The sequence below is a fragment of the Treponema sp. C6A8 genome (assembly GCF_000619925.1).
Classification (GTDB): Bacteria; Spirochaetota; Spirochaetia; order Treponematales; family Treponemataceae; genus Treponema_D.
Genome location: NZ_JHVB01000011.1, coordinates 47,073 through 67,959 on the forward strand (window position 1 = coordinate 47,073; position 20,887 = coordinate 67,959).

The following is a 20,887-nucleotide window of genomic DNA, read 5'->3' on the forward strand; positions in this document are numbered from 1 at the left end:
GCTTGAGATATGAGATTTACTTCTGGCTGTGATTTTTATTATTCCACCAGAAGTTCAGCAGGGCCATGCTGATAATTACGGCGTAACCCGTAAGACTCATCCAGTCCGGTACCATGCCGAAGATGAAAAAGCCGAAGCTTGCAGAAAAAATAATCTGTGAATAATCGTAAATACTGATTTCGCGGGCAGGGGCGTGGAAGTAAGCCGCCGTGATGGCAAACTGACCGCAGGCTGCCCAGACACCTGCAAGAATTAAAACTGTAAGCTGATAAGTGTTCAGCGGCTCCCAGTGCATTATCATGTGGGGAACAGAAAGAAGGCAGGAGTAAACAGAGAAAAAGAGCACGATGACCTTGCCGTTGCATTTAAGGCTGGAAAGCTTTCTAACGCAGGCGTAGGCAAGTCCCGCTCCCATACCGCCTATAAAGCCCGCAAGTGTAGGTAAGGTTTGCGTAAAATTAAAGCTTGGCTTTACAACAAGCATGGCACCCAAAAATGCCCCGGTAATTGCCAGCATCGGTACAAGACGCACTTTTTCCTTCATCAAAAAAATGCTGAAGAGAATTGCAAAGAAGGGAGACATTTTATTTAAGATTGCCGCATCAGAAAGCACAAGCCTGTCAATTGCATAAAAGTTCCCGAAAATCCCGATAGAGCCCGCCGTAGCCCGAATAAAAAGGAAAATCAGCGCCCCCTTAGGAATTGCAACCGACTCCCAGCCCTTTTCGCGACCTTCTCTAATCAAAAAGCCCAGTGCAATCACCAGCGCTACCGCATTGCGGAAAAAAGCCTTTTCAATAAAATTAATTTCCCCCGCCAGCCGTACAAAAAGCGCCATAGCCGCAAAAGAAAAAGCCGAAAGAATAAGGAAAATAATGCCTTTGGAAGTGTTTGTCATTTTTGTTTCTGTGGTAAAAGAAAGGGCAGGAAAAATCCCGCTGTAAGTTAGACTGTTGAAAAACAGGGCGTGAGTGGAGCGGGGGCGCAAAGTCATTTTTGCGCTGGAATGGCGAAGCCATTAAATAATTTCCTATCAGCGCAAATCTATGACTTTGCGAACCCGTGCAACGGAAGCCCTGTTTTTCAACCTGGTGTTTATATTAAAGTGGAATATTTCCGTGCTTTTTCAATGGTTTATCCATATTTGCTTTTTCAAGCAGGAAGTCAAAACTCTTCACGATATACTTACGAGTCTCTTCCGGATTAATAACTTCAGAAATATATCCGCGTTTAGCCGCAATTTTTGGAGTCATAATCTCGTTCTTGTATTCTTCAGACTTCTGTGCAACTTCCTGTGCCTTGTTAGGATCAGCAAGCTCCTTTGCATACAAAATACCGATAGCACCTTCAGCACCCATAACGGCGATTTCTGATGCAGGCCATGCGTAAACAAAGTCAGCTCCAAGGTGTTTAGAACACATTGCAATGTAAGCTCCACCGTAAGCCTTGCGGGTAATTACAGTTACCTTTGGAACGGTAGATTCAGAATAAGCGTAAATTACCTTTGCACCGTGGCGGATAATACCCTTCTGCTCTTCCTGAGGTCCCGGAATAAAGCCAGGAACATCAACAAAAGTCAAAAGAGGAATATTATAAGCGTCGCAGTAGCGTACGTGGCGGGCAATCTTATCAGATGCATCGCAGTCAAGAACACCACCCATTCCGGAAGGATTGTTAGCAACAATACCAACCGAGCGGCCGTCAACCTTTGCAAAACCGGTTACACAGTTCTTTGCAAATTCAGCGGAAGTTTCAAAGAAAGAATCATCATCAGTTACGCAGTCAATAACCTGGCGGATATCGTAGCCCTGACGTGGATTTTCAGGCAGAATCTCCTGAATGCGTTTTGCCTTTTTCTTTTCATCAAATTTGATTTTTGCGGCCTGAACAATTTCATCACCATAGTAGTGAGGAATATAGTCCAAAAGCTTGCGAACCTGCTCGTAGCAGTTCTGTTCAGTTTCACAGCGGAACTGAGCAACACCAGACTTCTGAGAGTGAATGGAAGCACCGCCCAAATCCTCAGCAGAAATATCAAGGAACATTACAGATTTTACAACCTTAGGACCAGTAATAAAAAGCTGAGAAATCTTATCAACAGCAAAAATAAAGTCAGTAATTCCAGGGCTGTAAACCGCACCACCGGCACAAGGACCTGCAATAATAGAAATCTGAGGAACAGAGCCTGAAGCGCGAACGTTCTGATAGAACAAATCACCGTAACCGCAGAGGGCGTCAACACCTTCCTGAATGCGGGCTCCACCCGAATCGTTAATTCCGATTACAGGGCAGCGGCTCTGAATAGCCTTGTCGATGAGTTCAGCGATTTTTTCACCGTGCATAAGACCAAGCGAACCACCCTGAACAGTAAAATCCTGAGCATAAACGGCAACCTTACGTCCGTTAATTTTTCCAAAACCTGTAATTACGCCATCATAAGGAATGTCCTTTTTTTCCATTCCAAAGCTAGTACAGTTGTGGCGCACGCCGGAATAAATCTCAACAAAAGTATCTTTATCACAAAGCGCATTGATGCGTTCAATAGCATGAAGTTTACCCTTCTGATGCTGTTTTTCAATATTGTATTCCATTTATTACCTCGTGCTCCTATAATATTACACAATCCGAATAAGTGTCAATATGACAAAAAATAAAGAAATGTCAAAGAAAATAATGCACATAGGGGTGGGGAAAGTCTCCCCCTCGCTCCCAAGTCCTCACTCGCAAAGCTCGCTCCGGTCTTGTCCGCTACCCCCTCTGCGGGGTTCAAACGCCGCCCCGCAACGCCCGGCTGGTAGTATTCTATGTTTGTTGCATTACACTTAAATGCATAATTTATGCATTTTATTAAATAATCAATATAGGAAAAATCTAACATCTACATAACAAGGTTATAGATTTTTATTATTCTTCTATTTCAAAATTTCGTAAAACATAGCCTGATTACTAAATTTTAGTTATCATTGGATGGTTGTATGACACCAATTTGAACATCTATCTGAAGAGGAACCCCGTTATCATCGGTATTTAAGCTATATTTTGATTTATATTTATCCTTAAAAAATTGGCACCAATCTACAAAATATTCTTCGTCTACACCAAAAATATAATTAGTTATAAGCGTTTTGCTCATTTCTTCATACTTTTCACTCATTCTTTTTTTCGCACTTAAGTATGTATGATTTTTGTTGTCATCGACATAAACCGCAGACATTGTATATTTTTTAATCTTATCCTTAAATTTTTGTGTGATAGTTACTGAAACCCAACCATTAGTTATACTATCATTTTTGTATATCTCATGGTCTGCAAGTTCAAGTTTCAAGTTGTCATATTCTGCTGTCATAACAACATTCTGTCCGTCTTTTGGAACTGCTGCCAAAGCAATAGCTCTATCAAGAAAGTCAAGTGCAGTCTCTTGTGCAAACACCGCACCTGTCAAAATCATCAAAACTAGAATGATGCTAAAAATCTTTTTCATTTTAAACTCCAATAATTTGTCAATTTTGTAAAACACTCTTCGAGTATCATATTTTATGAGGTATTTTCTTCTGAAATTGGAAGAACATATTACCTATTTATCAGCAGTAATTTTATTCTCATCATTGAATTCCCTAGAATACAAGGCTTAACCGTTCTTTGCGATTATCACAATCAGAATAACAACTGCTATAATCAAACAAATTACAAATCTTGCTGCAGACTGACCTGCACTGTGATGGACTGTTTCATAATGTTCTTTCACAAAGTTGCCATTTTCATCTTTTCTCTGAATAGTGGTTTCTGATTTGTCAGATTTAAACGCCTTAAAGATAATCCACACGAAAACAAAGAAAATTATAAAACCTATCATCTTATTTCCTCATTTTACAGATTTAATTTTTGAAATCTTTGTAATGCATAATTTTATTCTCATGGTGTTTAAAACCTTCCGAAAAGAGAAAGAACTTGTTTGGCACTTAGTACAAACTGAAAAGAAACTTTGCTTGTAGTTCTGAATGTCATAGGATAATGAATATTTACTTCTCCCATACAATTAATTCTTCCTGATTTTTACCAAGAAACTTAGCTATACGCTCAATATTTTCAGTTGTGTGTGAAAGTTCATAATGGTAATACCAATAGTTACACCCGTTTCCGTCAGGTCTGTCTATCGTTGTTGTTGTATATTCCAGGCCTTCAATTTTAGGATAGTAAATACTACATTCAATTTCGGGATGTATAAACTTTTTTCTATCCTTGAAGAAACGGTCATTGTAAACAGTACACCCCAATTCAAAAAGCAGATTGTTTATTTTAGAAATAGTTTTATCCCAATCAATTTCTTTTTGTGTGGTACTTTCTTCCGTCGGAGTATTAACATCTCCAACATCTCCTGTACCAGATACTTCTTCGGTAGCGGAAGTTTCTTCTTCTGAACCATCTTCAACGTCTGAAATTACTCCTACATCTGAAACGTCTTCCACTGTTTCTTCAGACGGAACGGGCTTTTCATTCTTTATTTTTTCAGTCGTTGTAGAACCAACAGTTATGTTGACATCATTATTCATTGAACATGAAATACAGAGTAGACAGGTAAAAAGAATGATAATAATTTTTTTCATAGATATTCCTCGATATGGTGTAACACATTCCGAAAACGGAAGGGTGTATTTATTTCATTATAATTCTATATCATCTGATGCAGCCGTTTGCATTTCTTTAGTAATTGAACGCGAGTTGTATGTGACAAATACCCATTCTCCAAGTTTTGCCCTAAAACCATTAATTTGATTATTTACAGAAACTGTAACTATTAAATCTGTAAAGAGAAGCCATTGATATCCAAATTTAATTTTTTCATCTGAATCTATTGGATAATAAAGGCTTCCATATTTTTCAATTAATTTATTCCATAAAGCGTCATATTGTGTTTGAGTAAAATCTTCATAAATAACACGTACCCAATATAGTTTATTTTTATAAAAACGAAATACCCGACTTACTTTACCAGATTCAGCAGTATAGCATTCCTCATTAGTCATACAATCTGCATCCCATAATTTTATTAAATCAGGAAACTTAGATTTTACTTTTTCTACAGAAGAACCCCATTCTAATTCCTCATAACCGTCAATATAATTTTTCGCTTTAGTCTCTTGTGAATACAAAATAATTGGTAAAATAAGAATAAAAATACAAATAAAGAATTTCTTCATAAATGTACCTCCTAAATTTAAATGAGTGATAAACATTTATTTCTTATTAGTAAGAAATAGAAAATTACATTAAATAAAAAAACTTTTTATTTGTTAGCATAAAGAACAAGGTCTTTTACAGCTTTTATTGTTGTTTAACTATCTAAAAATATGATGTATGTGCTAATGGCGTATTAATATGCTTTTTATAATTATTATAAAAGGCTAAAAGCAAATTGTCAAATTGTTTTATACGCTGATAGCATATTATATATGGATTTGAGAACTGTTTTTATTTCTAATATAAAAAAGTATCGTAAAGAAAAATCAATGTCACAAATGCTGTTAGCCGAAAAATGCAGTACTTCTACAAGTTATATAGGTGAAATTGAAATTGGAAAGAAGTTCCCGTCCATAGAAATGGTTCAGAAAATCGCAGAAGCATTGGAAATACAGCCTTATAAATTATTTATGGATAAAGATGAAATTTATATTGCTTCTTTATCTCCTGAAATACAAAAGGAAATAGTTGATAAAATTCAGAAATCTGTTGAAGATATTGTTTATAATCGATGATATTTGATTTAGCAGTGTAACAAATTCATTGAAAAAATATTTCATAAAGCTTTAACAAAAAACTAATAACTGTGATATAATCCTTTTATAAGGAGGCGCAATATGGCAGCTATGCCGCTCAGACAAAGAGCTATCAATTATATAGATACTTTAGATGACGAACAGACTCTAAGTGTTATTGCTTTTATTGAAAATATGCCTCAAAAGAAACGTTCCTTGCAGAATTCAAAAACTCCAGAAGAACGCGAATTAGCAAAACAGGCGTTAGATGACCTTTTTTCAATGGCTCGCCCTGCAAAAAATGAAATAAGTATCAACGGACGTAAGGAAATTGCAAAAGCCATGTGGAGAAAGTATGAAAGTCTTAATTGATACGAATATTCTTCTTGATGTTATTTTGCTAAGAGAACCTCATCTGGAACATTCTAAAAGAGTTTTGCAATGTTGTCAGACTCTCGTTGATGGTTATATAGCAGTTCATTCCTTTTCGAATATGTTTTATATCCTTCATGAAATTGAAGAGTTTTCTATTGAAGAATGCCGCAATACCTTCAATAAACTTCTTTATGTTTTTGATGTAGCAGGCTTGAATAAGCATGATATTATTTCAGCTGTAAATAATGTATCTTTTGATGATTTGGAAGATGCCATGCAGCATGAAGCTTCTGTTGCATCAGATCTTGATTACATCGTTACTAGAAATTGCAAAGATTTTAAGAATTCAACAATTTCTGCCGTTACTCCTGAAGAATTCTTATTAATTGTTCACGCAGATAAATAAATTAAACTTCCCTTACTGCCTTCATCTGTTTTTTGCGGGCGTACATTTTCTGGTCGGCGCGTTTGAAGACATTGTCAACGTTTGTGTCGATGTTAGGGTCGAAGAGGGCATAACCGATGGCTGCGGAAACTTTTTCCCATGGTTCAAGACTGTCGTTTGCGGCATATTCTGATAAGACCTGATTAAATTCATTTGTAAGATTTATTATATTCTGATAGTCCTGACCTTTCAGAATTACAACGAACTCGTCACCGCCGATTCTGAAAACCGGTGAATGTTCAAAAATATTGCAGACAAGATGACACAGCCTTTGAATGGAAATATTTCCGTGCTCATGGCCGTAAGTGTCGTTTGTCTTTTTAAGGAAGTTCAGGTCAATCATTGCGATTCCGAACGGTTCTGCCCGGGCAGTTTCCATCATAAACTGCAGCTTCATCATTTCCTTGTCATAGGCGGTTTTATTTCTTACGCCAGTGAGAGAGTCCTTATTTGCAAGCTCTGTCATCTGGCTTGCCTGTTTTTTCAAAAGTTCTGAGTCCAGCTCGGCAGAAACAAGGTCTACAACATAATCCTGCATATCGTGGGTCATCTGCTCGATTGCAGCGCAAAGCTTGTAAACTTCGTTTTTCTGCTTGATTTCCGGCGGATTAAACTGAAGCTGGTTGATGTTTCTCTGGCCGTGGCTTTTCTGAACAAATAAAACTGCGCTTCTTGAAAGCATTGTAATCGGTCTGATAACATTTGTTCGAGACCACAAAAGGAAAATCACCATAAATATAAGGCCAAGAATGATAATTATACCTGCAGTAAAAATTGCCTGCTTGTGAAGCAGTTTTTTAAGCATGGTAATATCAATGTCAACACCAAGAATTGCATAGGCATTGCTTTTTGAATCATAAAGAGTAAGTGCACCTGTATAATCAAAGCCCCATTCGGTTTTTTCTTCAAAAAATACCGGTATGCGTTTATCCATTATTTCAAATAATTTATTAACAGTCGGCAGGTCAAATTCATCGTCACTTATCCAGCCAAGGTAGAGGTTTCCTTCCGTGTCGATGTAACGGTCGTAATAATTTTCCGCAGAAAGAACGCTCATTACGTTGCCGGTATGATTTCTATTCAAAGGCTTAACAATATAAAGATAATGAATGTTGAAATCTTCCTTAATTCCGTCCATGAATTTTTCAAGTTCATCATATTTTGGACTGCGTTCTGTCGTTTCAATACATTTTTTAAGGTCTTCAGCATCAATGCTGGTTTCAACGTAATTTAAAATATCAATAATATAGGATTCATATCCCTGATAAAGCGAGCGTTTGTAGCTTAAGTGGCTGGTTATGCCAAGAACAAGGCAGAGGGTGATGATAAAAATAATACAACCAAGCGCGATGCTTCTTCCAAGAGGCTTGATGTTTTGAGTGGTCATTTTTTCTGCATTCATCACACCTATTATAACACGTAATTATAAAAGGTGTGAAAATTTTTTTTGCTTAAAAACCAGCACGAAGGATTTTTTCCTGATTTTCCATAACAGTATGGGAAGGCACCCACTGATAACGGAAGCGAAGGCGGTCAACGGCTTTTACGACATCATCATTTTCTGCAGCAAGTGCTTCGTAATATTCAGACTTGAACTCTGCAGTGTCAAAAGAAAGCGGTTCTGCCTGCACGTCAATTCCCGTAAGTAGCCAGCGGTTTTTATGCCAGGAAAGAATGAGGTCTCCTGTCGTGTATTCAACCTTAAGTTCGCCAGTTTCTGTATTAGTTTCTACCATATAATAAGAAACATTGAGAGTAGTAGTTGAATTGCTGCTTAAGTCTCCGTCATTTTTATATGGGGCAGGGCGGGCTTTTTTTGTAGTCGGCACTGCATCCAGCTGAGATTTATAGCCGTCAATTACAAGGTTTGAGATTCCCCAGACGCTGGTGTTTGAATCTGAAATCTTATCCTTGGCGTAAAAAAACCATTTTTCAGGCTTCTGGTTCTGGCTGGTAAAAGTGTAGGCCTGGCTTGCGGCGTCTGCAACGTGCATGTTTGTAATTGCCGTAAGATAGCTTTTGAAAGGGGTGCCTTTTGACGCTGCCATCATCAGCTGAACGTCTTTTTCGTTGATGGCCTGGAAAAAGCATTCCGTTACCTGAGTCGGACTGAGTCCGATTGTTGTCGGCTGTGAAAGGTTTGATTTTACAATGCTTACCGCAAACATCCATACGATTAAGATTGCTGCTGCAACTGCAAGGATTTTTGTAGAGTTTTTTTTGAGCATTCTCTTACGGTCAAGTCTACTGTTTTTTGCTTTTAAATATTCTTCAGAACGTTTTTTGAAACTTTCGCTGTTCTGCACTGTATAATCTTTTGATTTTGAGGTATGGTTCAAAATTAATTTGAAAAGATTGTCGTGTAAATATAAACGTTCTTTCAGGGTTCCATATGGTCTTTGCGAAATTGCACGGTTTATAAGGTCGGCAGTTTCTTTGTCTATTCCTTCTACGGCATATTCTACTGGAAGAAAGTTTTTGTCCATTATGTCTGCGAATCGTTCATCGGGATTTTCTTTTGCAAAAGGGAACTGACCGGTTAGCAGTCTGTATGTAATTACAGCCTGTGTAAAAAGAATTGAAGTTGAATAATTTAAAAGCGGAATGCGGTAGAAACCGATATAGCGTGAAAAGATTTTGTCATCAGCTGCTGGAACTGAATTAAAAAAGATTTCTTCCGGCAAAAAGATTATGTTTGCTTTATTTGTACCAAAGCTTATGAGAATTCCACCTCCGTTTTGCGGGAGACGTATTTCTCTATGCGCAGCGAATCTAATGGCAGCGCAGATTAGGGTTGCGGCTTTTACGTAATTAGGGTCGTTAGATTCGGAGAGGTCAGCCAGCGCAGCTGCGGAAGGTGCATTTTCTTCCATAAAATCAAAAGTTCCTTCATAAAAGACAATGCTTTTTCCGCTTACGTCGGTTTCGCTTTTTATGCTGTCGAAATTCCATTCAGAAAATGAAAACTCCAGTTCTTCAGGGATTTCTTTTCCATCAGTTAAACCACACTGAGCAATAATTCCTTTCTCAGTAAGAAGACTTGCAAAACGTGTTTTAGCAAACGCTTCTTCTGTCATTCCAGAACTGAGTTTTATTTTTTTTCCTGTAATTTCAATCAACTGCATAAATTTTCCCTGTATGAATTTTTAACGGCGTCCCTCGGCATTGTAAAGATACTTGAAGTAATCCATGTTTGTGCTGTAGGTTGCCTTGTAATCCTTGAGGTTTGTTTTGTAAGATTCCATGCTCTTCCAGAAGTTGTAGAATTCAGGATCCTTGTTGTAAGCGGAGGCATAAATTGAAGCGGCCTGAGCATCGGCGTTACCCTTGATTTCCTCTGATTTTTTGTAGGCTTCAGAAGAAATTGAGCGTTTGTCGCTTTCAAGACGTCCCAGCCATTCAGCTTTTTTACCTTCACCGCGGGAACGGTAAGCCTGTGCAACCTGGTTTCTGTCCTTAATCATTCGGTTGAAAACTGATTCTGTAAGTTCGTCAGAATATTTAATCTGGCGGGGAAGAATATCAATCAGTTCAATTCCGTATTCCGGAACAAGCTTGTTTGCTTCTGCAAGCATTTCCTTACACAAAACGCTTCGGCCTTTTGTAATCAGCTCGTTTTCTACGTTTGTGTTTACCAGTGCTTCAATTTCTTTTGTGTCTTCGTCGTCTGCCTGAACTTCATTGTTCTTTTCTTCATTTATTCCGTTTGAACTGCGCACGATTTCAGAAAGTCTGTTCTGTGTGATTACAGTTCTGGTAGAAGAATCGATGATGTCTGAAAGACGGTTATAGGCGTTGTCTATGTTTGTAAAGCTCTGATAGAACTTTGCAGGATCTGAAATGCGCCAGCGTGATGTAGTATCTACTATAATAAACTGATTTTCCTTTGTAGGAATGCGCTGCTCGTCACCGTCAAGAGAAAGCACGAGTTTTGAGTAAGTTGTAACCTGATCAAGGAAAGGAATCTTAAAGTAAAGTCCTGCTTCTGTGTGAGTGTCTACAATAGAACCGAAGCGGGTGATAACAACCTGATTTCCCTCATTTACGATGTAAAGAGGGCCCATAAAAAGCAGAATGAATGCCAGAATTACAATTGTAAAAAATCCTGTGAAAAATTTTGTAGTTGATTTTGCCATATCGCTTTACCTCTCTTTAGTTTTTCTTGTCCTGGAATGTCTTAACCGGCACAAGATTCTGAAGTTTTCCGTCAATAAGTTCAGGCTTTGTGTCTGCGCCAAAAATCTCGTCCATTGTTTCAAGGTAGATTCGCTCGCGGGTTACCTTTGGAGATTTTCTGTATTCGTCGTAAACGGCATTGAAGCGGGCAACATCACCCTTTGCCATGTTTACGCGTTCTGCGGCATAACCTTCTGCAACCTGAATCATGCGGTCTGCTTCACCCTGAGCCTTAGGGATTTCTGCGTTGTAAGATTCCTTACCTTCGTTGATAAAGCGGTTCATATCCTGGATGGCCTTGTTTACGTCTTCAAAGGCGTCCTGAACTCCGCTAGGAGGCACGATGTTCTGAAGCTTTACTGCAATTACGCTGATTCCAAGTCCGAGTGAATCAAAATTTTCGTTCATCATGTTCTGGGCAAGGTTTTCAATATTTGAACGCTCACTACCCATTACAGAAAGGATTGCGCGGTCACCGACCAGAGTGTTGATTGCGCTGCGTGAAATATCGCGGATTGTCTGGCGTTTTTCGCTGACTCCAAAAAGCCACTGCTTAGGATCTACGATTCGGTACTGGATAATCCATTCAACGTCAACGATGTTGAGGTCGCCTGTAAGCATTGTGCTTTCTGTTGAAATATTGTTTTTGTATTCGTTGTTGCGTCCGGCCTTTACGGTTTTAAATCCGAACTGTTCTGTCTGAACAACTTTTACCGGTACGTTGTAGTTTCTTTCAATTCCAAAAGGAAGTTTTGTGTGAAGGCCTGAGCCTGTTGTGTAGGCATAGCGGCCAAGGCGGGTTACAACTGCCTGTTCAGTTTCATCTACCACGTAAAAACTGGTAAGACCAGCCAGCGCAAGAATTCCCAGAAAAATCAGGGTTCCTAAAAAACTCTTTCCAAATGATTTGTGCTTTTTTGCCTTGATGATTTTTTCGTCAGCCATCAAAATCCTCCACAATAAGAAAAAATATAAAATGCTTTTTAATAAAAATATAAAATATATAGAAAATAAACAATTAAAAAATGATTAAAATGTGTTATATTTATCACTATGGAAAAGAAAAAGGAAGATACAGAAGAAAAATCACTTTTGAAGAGGGCTGAAAAATTGCGTAATAAGCCGGCTGCTAAAAATGCCTCAGCGGCTTCTCATCCTATTCTCACTAAGGTTGCCCTGCGGATTGTTACAATAATTACCCTTACTCTGGTGGCGGCTTTTGTTTTGATGATTATGCTGCCAAACCTAAAGCAGACTTTCTTTAGTCAAAAAAAAGAAATCCACGAGGCTATGGTAACTCAGCAGCTTTTGAACGCTCAGGAACTGATTACCCAGAAGTACCGCTACAGCGATGTAATCACCCTTAAAAAATCGATAATGTTTTCTAAAAGTTACAGCATTGTAAAGTTTACGGGAATTATCAGGGCGGGAATAGGCGACGTTTCCCAAATTAAGTTTAAGATAAGTGATTCTTACGGTGGAAAAAAATCCATCAGGCTCAAGCTTCCTAAATCTGAAATCCTTGGAAATGAAATTGTAGATCAGTCGGTTTTTGATGAAAAACGCAGCGTCTTTGTTCCCATTACGACTCAGGAAATTTTTGATGAAATTGACCTTGTAAGAAATAATATTGCAGAAGAAATTGTAGGAGAGGGCTTTTTGAATGAGACTGACTCTTCAGCAAAAAAGACAATCACACAGATGATGTACGCGCTTGGTTTTGAAGCTGTGGAGGTAAGTCTTGAGTAAAGTTAATCTTCTGAAAGGCTTACAGAAGCGCTATGCCCTGACAACCCTTCTTTCTCCTCTTTCCATGATTGGCGAAGTCTGCATGGAAGTTTCAATTCCTTTTATCATGGCAAAAATAATTGATATTGGGATTGCGGGGCGGGATATTCCTTACGTTACTAAAACCGGCCTTTTTATGGTTGGACTTGCCGTTATTTCTCTTTTGTTCGGCTGCGCGGGTTCTTTTTTAGCGGCTTACTCTTCCCAGGGCTTTGCAAAAAATCTTCGTCAGCGGATTTACTGTAAAATTCAGGGCTTTTCTTTTTCCAATCTTGATAAGTTCAGCACGGCTTCCCTTGTAACAAGGCTTACAACTGACATTACAATGTGCACTAACGTTTATCAGATGCTGATAAGAATCTGCATCCGCTCTCCTTTTATGATGATTGCGGGCTGTCTTATGGCATTTAGAATTAACACTGAACTTGCCGTAATTTTTCTGATTGCAATTCCTTTTCTTGCGGCGGCAATTCTTCTTCTTTCAACTTTTGCTCATCCTCGCTTTTTGAAGATGATGAAAACCTACGACGGGCTTAACGCTTCCGTTCAGGAAAATCTTGTTGGAATAAGAATCGTAAAGGCTTATGTCCGTGATGAATTTGAGTTCAAGAAGTTTGAAAAGGCTGCCGGCCAATTATGCAATGCCCAGTACCGGGCAGAAAAAATTATAATCTGGATGATTCCATTAATGCAGCTGGTAATGTACCTTACTATGTCGGCTGTGGTCTGGTTTGGCGGCCATAAGGTTGTATTTGGTACTATGAGCGCCGGCCAGCTTATCAGCTTTTTTGCCTATGTTACCCAGATTTTGATGTCCCTTATGATGCTGGGAATGATTTTTGTGTCGCTTGTTATGGTTCGCGCTTCTGTGGGACGAATTAAGGAAGTTCTTTCAGAAGAAAGTGATATAAGATCCCCGGATGCTGTGAATGCCGTTACAGAATTGAAGGACGGCAGCGTGGAATTCCGCGACGTAAGCTTTGGCTACAATAACCGCTATGATAATCTTGTGCTTGAAAATCTTTCCTTTAAAATTGAAAGCGGACAGGTTGTGGGAATTATCGGCGGAACGGGATCTTCAAAGACAACTTTAATTTCCCTTATTCCCCGCCTTTACGATGCCCTTTCCGGCATGATTTTTGTAGGCGGCCAGGATGTCCGTAACTATGATTTGAAGGCCCTGCGGGATGGAGTAGCTCTCGTTCTTCAGAAAAACGTGCTATTTTCGGGCACCATTAAGGAGAATCTTCGCTGGGGAAATCCAGATGCCACAGATAAAGAGATTGAAATGGCCTGCCAGGCAGCTGATGCAGACAGTTTCATAAAAGCTTTCCCTGACGGCTATGATACAGAGCTGGGGCAGGGGGGAGTAAATGTTTCCGGCGGTCAGAAGCAGAGGCTTTGCATTGCCCGGGCCCTTTTGAAATCTCCGAAAATTTTAATTCTTGATGACAGTACAAGCGCAGTTGATACGGCAACTGAAGGCCGCATCCGAACTTCGCTGAGAAATATTGCTCCTCAGACTACAAAAATCATCATTGCCCAGCGCATTTCTTCTGTAAAAGATGCCGACGTGATTTTTGTTCTGGACGAAGGAAAATTAAACGGAATTGGAAGTCACGAAGAACTTTTAAGAGACAATAAAATCTATCGTGAAGTTTATGAAAGTCAGCAGCAGGGAAGCGGCGACGCGGATATGGTTCCTGATGTTTCCGATAGGAAACAGGTGCGGCCAGACGGCACTGACATTGTAGACTGATTTAAGGAGACGCACCCTTGCCACCACATAAACCAAAGGGCTTTTCAAAGCCTAAAAATACAAAAAAGACACTCTTCCGCATTCTCTCTTATATGGGAAAATTTAAAGCCCTCTGGCTTCTTGTTTTTCTTTTTGTAAGCATAAGCTCTCTTGCGGGGGTTGCGGGAACTTATATCTTAAAGCCTGCAATCAATGATTATATTATTCCGCTTATCGGACAGCAGACTCCTGATTTTTCAGCCTTTAAGCAGCTTCTTATAAAGGTTCTGTTTATTTTTGCCTGCGGTGTTTCTGCCAGCTGGGCAAACCAGAGGGTAATGATTTTTATTGGAACAAGGCTTCTTTTGAATATTCGTGAAGATTTGTTTTACAAGCTGCAGAAGCTTCCCCTTCGTTTTTATGATTCACATACCCACGGCGAACTGATGTCCCGCTTTACAAACGATACTGACGCTCTTCGCGAAATGATGAGCCATACAGTTCCCCAGCTTTTGTCATCTGTGCTTTCTGTTACCGCTGTTTTTGTCATGATGCTTGTTCTGTCTCCTCTTTTGACGGCCGTGATGATTGTAACTATGGCATTGATGACCCTTCTTGCGGGCTGGACTGGAAAAAAATCTGCATCTTCTTTCAGAAAAAATCAGAAGGCTATGGGAGAGCTTAACGGTTTTATAGAAGAAATGATTGAAGGCCAGAAGGTTATCAAGGTTTTTAATTATGAAGACAGGGCTATCGAACGCTTTGAAAAACTAAATGAAGAACTCTGTAAGGCGGGAACTTCTGCCAATACTTTCGGCGGTATTCTTGGCCCTTTGATGAATAATCTCAGTCATGCCCAGTATGCCCTTGTTGCTGTAGTTGCGGCCTTCCGCGTGATTTCGGGGCATATGGATTTGGGTACTGTGGCAGCCTTTTTGCAGTATACAAGAAGCTTCAGCCAGCCTGTCTCTATGATGAGCCAGCAGGCAACAAGCCTTTTGAATGCCCTTGCCGGAGCTGAGCGTATTTTTGCAATTATTGATGAAGAAGCTGAAGTAGATGAAGGAAAAATTATTCTTGTAAATGCCTACGACGCTAAAACTTCTGACGGAAAGCTGCAGCTTGTTCAGTCTTTTGCAAAAACAGGCGAATGGGCCTGGAAAAATCCTGTGGACGGAAGCCTGACCCGTCTTAAAGGCGAGGTGATTTTTGATCACGTAACTTTCGGCTATAAGGCAGAAAAGACAATCCTTCATGATTTGTGCATTCACGCAAAGCCGGGACAGAAAATTGCTTTTGTTGGTTCGACTGGTTCTGGTAAAACTACGACAATAAATCTTCTTACCCGTTTTTATGATATTCCGGAAGGCTACGGTCGCATTTTGCTGGACGGCTTTCCTATTAATCAGATAAGCAAGGCAAGCCTTCGACAGTCTCTGGGAATGGTTCAGCAGAATACTCATTTGTTTACTGGAACTATCCGCGAAAATATCCGCTACGGAAATCTTGAAGCGAGTGATTTACAGGTTTATGAGGCGGCCCGTCTTTCCAATGCCGACTCCTTTATCCGCCACCTGGAAAACGGCTACGACACTGTGATTACTGGTGACGGCGCTTCCTTGAGCCAGGGTCAGCGTCAGCTTCTGGCAATTGCACGGGCTGCGGTTGCAAATCCGCCGGTTTTAATTCTGGACGAAGCAACTTCTTCTATTGATACCCGAACTGAAGCTTTGATTGAAAAGGGAATGGACAGCCTTATGAAGGGGCGGACAACCTTTGTAATTGCCCACCGCCTTTCTACCGTGCGCAATGCCGATGAAATCATCGTGCTTGAGCAGGGAAGAATAATTGAGCGTGGTACCCACGAAGAACTGATTGCCCGGAAGGGCCGCTATCACTTTTTGTATAGCGGCAATCTGATAGATGAGTAAAAGCTAGAACTTCCAGGTTGCATAAAGAGGAACTTCGTAGCCCCAGTACCAGTCTGAAAGAGTTTTCTTCTTTTTATTTGTTCCAACCTGCATGCAGGTAATTATGCTTCCTGCCGATACAGTGCATTTTCCAAATGTAAGCCAGAGGCGGGGATAAAAGGCAAAGGTCTGGCGGCTCAAATCGCTGTCTTTTTCATTAAGGGCAGCGTAATAGTAAAAGCGTGGCTTAAAGGCTACGTGTTCAACAATCGGTATGAGGGTCTGAGTTCCTGAATAAAGAGGAATGTAGTCGCCTTCTTTTGAATGACCGGCTTCTGCTTCCTGGGTAATTTCTACATTTCCAAGATTAAAGCTGAAATTAATGGATGCAAGATGACATTTTTTCAGTTCTTCCTGATTGTAATTGCTTACATTTTTGAAAGTGCTGCTTGCAACGTATGCTTCTGCTTCGTAAGAATATGAGGCAAAGAACTTTGACTTGGAGATAAAGCCTGTCCAGTCCGGTGAATACTGAAGGGAAGCGGCAAAAGAAAAGTCTTCGTTTTTGAAATCTTCAAAAGCTGAAAAGCCCAGTTCTACAGGAAGGCTTTCTGAAAGAGTTTTGAAATTGTAGGTAAGGGCGGCGGCAAGAGCGAAAGATTCCTTAAATGAAACGTAGCTTTCTGTTACAGGAAGCGCGATTCCGCCTCCAAAGCCCATGTAATCAAACTTAGTGCCAACGCCTGTTTTTCCCCATCGGGTATTTCCCGTGTAGATTTCTGCGAGAGAAAAATATCCGCCCGGAAGATAATATGAATAAAGTTTTCCTCCGGCGATTTCAAAAAAATCATTTCCTGCAGGACGTACTTTTATGTACGCGCGTTTAATTTCTAATTTCTGCTGTTCTTCTTCACCTTCTGCAACAGAATGAAGTCTGTAATAGATTTTTCCTGCTGCTGTAATGTAATTATTTCCCTGAATAATGTCGCCCCAAAGGTAAGCGCCGCCAAACTGGTCGTCAGTATCCTGATGAACTCCGTTTTTATCAAAACTTACTGGATTTTCAATCGGGTCGAGCCCGATTCCAACAAGGGCTTTATTTGCTGGTTTTGCAAAAAGAAGGGCTGATGAAGCTGCAAAAATAAGTGCAAGTGATTTTTTCATAAAAGGAACTCCGAAAAAAATGTTTGGAGAATAATATAGAAAGAATTAAAAAGCGTCAATTAAAAATATGGGCGCAGAAAAGGGGCTTCTTCGAAAAACTCGCTGTTAGGGAAGGTATCTGAAATGGCTTTAAGGCTGTGCTCTGATGCTGGTGACTGCATTTTTCCTGCAAGAAAGGCTTCTTTTTGAACTGTAATGTCCGGCAGCTTTAATGCCGCCTGTAAATCGCAGGCTTCAATGCCGGGAATTTTCATGCTCTGGGGGCAGAGTGTAAAAGTTTTTGTATCCGGACAGTTTGCAAGGCGTGCTTCGAACCACCAGGCGAACATCTTCATGCGGCTGTCTGTTGTAACACGCTGGCCAAGATAGTTTTCCGCAGGGCTGGCATTTGCACCGAATAAAAGTCCTGCCGTAAAGTTTTCTACTGTATTTGTGCGCTGAGCCCTTGTATGGAAGGTCTCTTCTGCGCTGCTTCCTTTAATGTGAGTCTGTTTTGCTGGGAAGCTTAAATCCAGGCCTGCCGTGAAAATTGTTTTGGCGCCGCAATAATATGCAAAGTTCCAGGCTGCAGAGGCAACTGAACCGCCTGTTCCTAAATCTCCTAAATCAAGGGAAAGCTTTTTTTCAAAATACTGGCCCACCGGGAACTGGCTTTTGCAGAGCATTATTTTTTTGCATGGGAAGCGGAAAACTGCGGGGTAGGCGCTGACTTCTGTAATTAAAATAGCTTCCGGGGCTGATAAGCCTGCAATATGTCGGTAGGCCCAGAACTGAGGATCCATAAGCATGATAAAATCGGGCTGAATGCCGGCTTTTAAAAGTGTGTGCAGGGCCGTTTCAACGCAGACGATTACCATGCGCTTTTTAAGCTCTGCCAGCTGCGGAAGGATGCCTTCTAAACTTGGCCCGGCTCCCACAATCAAAAATGGCAGTGCCCCGCCGGCGTCCTTAAATCCCGCAAGGCCCTGGCAGCGGCTAAGCTGAGCAATATTTTTTACGCTGTTTCTTACCCAGAGTTTCCCGAACTTTTTCAGGGTTGCAGCATTAATTTCGTTTTTACGCTGGTTTCTCTTTATGATTGTGCGGACATCGTTAAAGTATTCTGCTGCGTGGTTTGTAAAGGCCGGAATGTCAAAAAAGAAGGTGTCGTTTACGCCTGTGTCTCCGACGTTTACTTTTGAAGAATCTTCTATTAAAGAAAGTACGCTTTCCTGAGGGCAACCTACAGCCAGAATAAGCTGCTCCTGAGCAAAAACGGCGCTCCAGTCAAGGATGCAAAGGGCTCCCAGCAGGTGTAAAAGGTCTGGCTCTAAAAGCACTAATTTTTTTTCCGGATATTTTTTGCAGAACTCGATTACCTGCCAGCCAAGTCCAAAGCCGTAAAAAAACGTGCTGGACTTTTCTGCCACTGCGGGCTGAGCTACAGCGTTTGAGGCTTCGCGGGAAGGATTATAGAGAGAGTGCAGGGCAGTGCCGCCTTCCCTTGCAGATATATCCCCGTTTTTTGCCGTTAAAACTTCCCACTTAAGAGAACTAATTAATGCGGCGCTGCCCTCTTCATCTTTTATTGCGCTTATATCTTTTTTGCACATTTCAAAAAGGGCTGGGAAGCGGCGGCGGAAAGATTCCAGATTTTTATTCCAGATTGAGTTCAATTACCATGTCCTCCGAAAATGGAGTTCCCGGTGCTGGATTCTGGCTTGTAACCCATCCGCTTCCGTTGATTATAAAATGAACGTCTTTTCGGGTAATAAGAGGAAGAAGGTCTTTTTTAGACTTTCCGATAAGGTTTGGAACGTAAGAGCCCATGCTGACTGCCTGATTCTGGCGGATATTGATAACGCCCGAATGTTCAAAAGAAGCTGCATTTTCGCGGCTCATACCAAGGTGGTCAATGATTACGTCGGCGGCCTCTGCAATTACAGGGGCAACGATACGTCCGGCGTAGGTTTCGCCCTTTGCCTTTGTAACGACGATGTAAAGCACAATCTGAGGATTTTCAATCGGGAAGATTGAAATACAGTTTGAAAGGAAGTCTGTTGTAGAATAGCCGCCGTGAACCTTGTCAGCCATCTGGGCTGTACCGGTTTTTACACCGATGCTGACGTCGTGAAGGTTGGCGCGGGAACCTGTACCTGTTGTGGCTGTGGTTTCCATACAACTGAGAACGTAATCTGCGGTTGCCTTGGAAAAATTGCGGCTTTTGTATTCCGGAGTGTGCTCATAGAATACGGTTCCGTCTTTGTTTGTAATCTTGTGAATGAAGGTCAGCTGAACAGGAAGGCCGCCGTTTGCAATTGCGCTGGCTGCCTGAACCATCTGAAGGGCGCTAACGGTAATTTCCTGTCCGATTGCGATTGTAGGCTTTGAACGTGCCGACCAGCTCTTGCTGTCTGTGTCTTTTACAACGCCGCTTGTTTCGCCGGGAAGTTCTACGCCTGTTTTTGTGCCAAAGCCCAGCTGGCGGATGCGGGCAATAAAGTCATCATCGTAAACGCGGTCTGCAATCTGCCCCAGGGCATCGTTGCAGGAGAAGCGGAGGGCGTCACGGGGAGTACACCAGCCGTGGTGTTCAAGACATTTGATACGGATGCGTTCTCCACTGGTAAGCTTTTTTTCGTAAACACCGTCGCACAAAAAACTGTCGTTAGGGCTGATTACGTGCTGGTCGTAGGCAATTCCCACTGTAAAAATCTTAAATACAGAACCAGGTTCGTAAGAATACATTGCCGGGCGGTCCATGCGGCTTTCTTCTGTGGATTCGCCGTATTCGTTCAAATCAACAGAAGGAAGGCTGATATAAGAAAGGATTTCGCCTGTGGTACAGTCTGCCGCTACAAGCATCATGCTTTCTGCCTGAGTATTTGCGATTGTTTTATAGGCAATCTGTTCAAGCTTGTACTGAAGGTTTGCGTCAATTGTAAGGTAAATGTTTCTTCCCTGTTCCTGCTGGGCTGGGTCTTCAGAAATATCAGGCTGCAAAATCTTCTGCTGGCTGAATTCAATGCCCGCAAGTCCCTTTCCGTCATTTCCCATATAACCGATAAGCTGGGAAGCAAGGGCGTGGTTAGGGTAGTTGCGGCCCGGAATCTTTTCGTAGCTTACAAAATTGTAATTTTTATCTTCGGTGATATTTTTAAGGGCTTCGTATTCAGTCTGAACTATCTTTTTCTTAAGATAGACAAAGCTTTTTTTTGTGCTCAAAAGTTCGTTGAGCTGGCTTTCGTTCATATCAAGGATGGGAGCTACGTCACTTATAAAGGCATCCTTTATTTTTTTATTGTCGCGGATATTTCTCAGAGTTACGCCCACGTGATAGAAATTTGTCTGAACTGCAAGGGGGAAGCCAGAGCGGTCTACAATTGAGCCGCGTTCAACGATTTCTCGCGCCGGGTTTGAAGCGCTTACAGGCAGCATGGCAAGCTTTGCATAACGGATTAAAATTGCAGCAATGCAGAGTCCGCAGCAGATAAAAAAGAAAACTGTCTGTTTTTTCTTGAAGAAATCATTCATAAAAGGATTATTCCCGCCCACTTTC

General features: G+C 41.0%; 18 protein-coding genes. 6 read left to right on the top strand and 12 right to left on the bottom strand.

Annotation, left to right across the window (positions count from 1 at the left end; genetic code table 11):
- Positions 1-16: 16 nt before the first annotated feature.
- From T530_RS0109920 to T530_RS0109945, 5 genes are all read right to left on the bottom strand, one after another.
- Positions 17-898 (bottom strand): DMT family transporter, encoded by an 882-nt coding sequence (locus tag T530_RS0109920; RefSeq protein ID WP_027728873.1) that lies wholly within the window; start codon positions 896-898, stop codon positions 17-19.
- Positions 899-1,100: 202 nt separating this feature from the next.
- Entirely contained in the window at positions 1,101-2,591 is a 1,491-nt protein-coding gene (locus tag T530_RS0109925) for an acyl-CoA carboxylase subunit beta (protein WP_027728874.1), read from the bottom strand.
- Positions 2,592-2,953: 362 nt separating this feature from the next.
- Positions 2,954-3,481, bottom strand: a complete 528-nt coding sequence (locus T530_RS0109930) for a hypothetical protein (protein WP_027728875.1) — start codon at positions 3,479-3,481, stop codon at positions 2,954-2,956.
- A gap of 538 nt (positions 3,482-4,019) precedes the next feature.
- Entirely contained in the window at positions 4,020-4,604 is a 585-nt protein-coding gene (locus T530_RS0109940; RefSeq protein ID WP_027728877.1) for a hypothetical protein, read from the bottom strand.
- Positions 4,605-4,661: 57 nt separating this feature from the next.
- Positions 4,662-5,198, bottom strand: a complete 537-nt coding sequence (locus T530_RS0109945) for a hypothetical protein (RefSeq protein ID WP_027728878.1) — start codon at positions 5,196-5,198, stop codon at positions 4,662-4,664.
- A gap of 252 nt (positions 5,199-5,450) precedes the next feature.
- Here T530_RS0109945 and T530_RS0109950 point away from each other — a divergent pair, with 252 nt between their 5' ends.
- From T530_RS0109950 to T530_RS0109960, 3 genes are all read left to right on the top strand, one after another.
- Positions 5,451-5,753: a helix-turn-helix domain-containing protein gene (locus tag T530_RS0109950; protein WP_027728879.1), complete on the top strand. Its 303-nt coding sequence runs from the start codon at positions 5,451-5,453 to the stop codon at positions 5,751-5,753.
- Between the two features lie 102 nt (positions 5,754-5,855).
- Positions 5,856-6,125, top strand: a complete 270-nt coding sequence (locus T530_RS0109955; protein WP_027728880.1) for a hypothetical protein — start codon at positions 5,856-5,858, stop codon at positions 6,123-6,125.
- Positions 6,109-6,534 (top strand): PIN domain-containing protein, encoded by a 426-nt coding sequence (locus T530_RS0109960; protein ID WP_027728881.1) that lies wholly within the window; start codon positions 6,109-6,111, stop codon positions 6,532-6,534. The genes T530_RS0109955 and T530_RS0109960 overlap by 17 nt, the downstream gene beginning before the upstream one ends.
- 1 nt (position 6,535) lies before the next feature.
- Here the strand turns inward: T530_RS0109960 and T530_RS14830 are convergent, their stop codons facing one another.
- The 4 genes from T530_RS14830 to hflK are packed head-to-tail and all read right to left on the bottom strand — an operon-like array spanning position 6,536 to position 11,694.
- Positions 6,536-7,975, bottom strand: a complete 1,440-nt coding sequence (locus T530_RS14830) for a GGDEF domain-containing protein (protein ID WP_027728882.1) — start codon at positions 7,973-7,975, stop codon at positions 6,536-6,538.
- Between the two features lie 49 nt (positions 7,976-8,024).
- On the bottom strand, positions 8,025-9,698 hold the full coding sequence (locus tag T530_RS0109970; protein ID WP_027728883.1) for a hypothetical protein: 1,674 nt from the start codon (positions 9,696-9,698) through the stop codon (positions 8,025-8,027).
- 21 nt (positions 9,699-9,719) lie between these two features.
- Complete coding sequence (gene hflC / locus T530_RS0109975) at positions 9,720-10,709, bottom strand: protease modulator HflC (protein WP_051537938.1); 990 nt, start codon at positions 10,707-10,709, stop codon at positions 9,720-9,722.
- Between the two features lie 16 nt (positions 10,710-10,725).
- The gene (gene hflK / locus T530_RS0109980) at positions 10,726-11,694 is read right to left on the bottom strand and encodes an FtsH protease activity modulator HflK (RefSeq protein ID WP_027728885.1); all 969 of its coding nucleotides are present in this window, start codon (positions 11,692-11,694) and stop codon (positions 10,726-10,728) included.
- 108 nt (positions 11,695-11,802) lie between these two features.
- Here hflK and T530_RS0109985 point away from each other — a divergent pair, with 108 nt between their 5' ends.
- From T530_RS0109985 to T530_RS0109995, 3 genes are all read left to right on the top strand, one after another.
- Complete coding sequence (locus T530_RS0109985; RefSeq protein ID WP_027728886.1) at positions 11,803-12,498, top strand: DUF4230 domain-containing protein; 696 nt, start codon at positions 11,803-11,805, stop codon at positions 12,496-12,498.
- A 64-nt stretch (positions 12,499-12,562) separates the two neighbouring features.
- Complete coding sequence (locus tag T530_RS14145) at positions 12,563-14,296, top strand: ABC transporter ATP-binding protein (RefSeq protein WP_371180457.1); 1,734 nt, start codon at positions 12,563-12,565, stop codon at positions 14,294-14,296.
- A gap of 17 nt (positions 14,297-14,313) precedes the next feature.
- On the top strand, positions 14,314-16,206 hold the full coding sequence (locus T530_RS0109995; RefSeq protein WP_027728887.1) for an ABC transporter ATP-binding protein: 1,893 nt from the start codon (positions 14,314-14,316) through the stop codon (positions 16,204-16,206).
- 3 nt (positions 16,207-16,209) lie between these two features.
- On the opposite strand, the gene T530_RS0110000 is transcribed toward T530_RS0109995, so the two are convergent.
- From T530_RS0110000 to T530_RS0110010, 3 genes are read right to left on the bottom strand one after another with little or no spacing between them, the layout of a single operon-like run.
- Positions 16,210-17,349 (bottom strand): hypothetical protein, encoded by a 1,140-nt coding sequence (locus tag T530_RS0110000; RefSeq protein ID WP_027728888.1) that lies wholly within the window; start codon positions 17,347-17,349, stop codon positions 16,210-16,212.
- Positions 17,350-17,408: 59 nt separating this feature from the next.
- A complete protein-coding gene (locus tag T530_RS0110005) occupies positions 17,409-19,004 on the bottom strand; it encodes a motility associated factor glycosyltransferase family protein (RefSeq protein ID WP_027728889.1) in 1,596 nt (531 codons plus the stop codon).
- Positions 18,985-20,862, bottom strand: coding sequence for a penicillin-binding protein (locus tag T530_RS0110010; protein WP_027728890.1), 1,878 nt, complete (start codon positions 20,860-20,862; stop codon positions 18,985-18,987). The genes T530_RS0110005 and T530_RS0110010 overlap by 20 nt, the downstream gene beginning before the upstream one ends.
- Positions 20,863-20,887 lie beyond the last annotated feature (25 nt).

Excerpts from the sequence above, each read along its gene's own strand:
- T530_RS0109920 (WP_027728873.1), bottom strand. The coding sequence starts at position 898 with ATGACAAACACTTCCAAAGGCATTATTTTCCTTATTCTTTCGGCTTTT.
- T530_RS0109925 (WP_027728874.1), bottom strand. The coding sequence starts at position 2,591 with ATGGAATACAATATTGAAAAACAGCATCAGAAGGGTAAACTTCATGCT.
- T530_RS0109930 (WP_027728875.1), bottom strand. The coding sequence starts at position 3,481 with ATGAAAAAGATTTTTAGCATCATTCTAGTTTTGATGATTTTGACAGGT.
- T530_RS0109940 (WP_027728877.1), bottom strand. The coding sequence starts at position 4,604 with ATGAAAAAAATTATTATCATTCTTTTTACCTGTCTACTCTGTATTTCA.
- T530_RS0109945 (WP_027728878.1), bottom strand. The coding sequence starts at position 5,198 with ATGAAGAAATTCTTTATTTGTATTTTTATTCTTATTTTACCAATTATT.
- T530_RS0109950 (WP_027728879.1), top strand. The coding sequence starts at position 5,451 with ATGGATTTGAGAACTGTTTTTATTTCTAATATAAAAAAGTATCGTAAA.
- T530_RS0109955 (WP_027728880.1), top strand. The coding sequence starts at position 5,856 with ATGGCAGCTATGCCGCTCAGACAAAGAGCTATCAATTATATAGATACT.
- T530_RS0109960 (WP_027728881.1), top strand. The coding sequence starts at position 6,109 with ATGAAAGTCTTAATTGATACGAATATTCTTCTTGATGTTATTTTGCTA.
- T530_RS14830 (WP_027728882.1), bottom strand. The coding sequence starts at position 7,975 with ATGAATGCAGAAAAAATGACCACTCAAAACATCAAGCCTCTTGGAAGA.
- T530_RS0109970 (WP_027728883.1), bottom strand. The coding sequence starts at position 9,698 with ATGCAGTTGATTGAAATTACAGGAAAAAAAATAAAACTCAGTTCTGGA.
- hflC (WP_051537938.1), bottom strand. The coding sequence starts at position 10,709 with ATGGCAAAATCAACTACAAAATTTTTCACAGGATTTTTTACAATTGTA.
- hflK (WP_027728885.1), bottom strand. The coding sequence starts at position 11,694 with ATGGCTGACGAAAAAATCATCAAGGCAAAAAAGCACAAATCATTTGGA.
- T530_RS0109985 (WP_027728886.1), top strand. The coding sequence starts at position 11,803 with ATGGAAAAGAAAAAGGAAGATACAGAAGAAAAATCACTTTTGAAGAGG.
- T530_RS14145 (WP_371180457.1), top strand. The coding sequence starts at position 12,563 with ATGATTGGCGAAGTCTGCATGGAAGTTTCAATTCCTTTTATCATGGCA.
- T530_RS0110000 (WP_027728888.1), bottom strand. The coding sequence starts at position 17,349 with ATGAAAAAATCACTTGCACTTATTTTTGCAGCTTCATCAGCCCTTCTT.
- T530_RS0110010 (WP_027728890.1), bottom strand. The coding sequence starts at position 20,862 with ATGAATGATTTCTTCAAGAAAAAACAGACAGTTTTCTTTTTTATCTGC.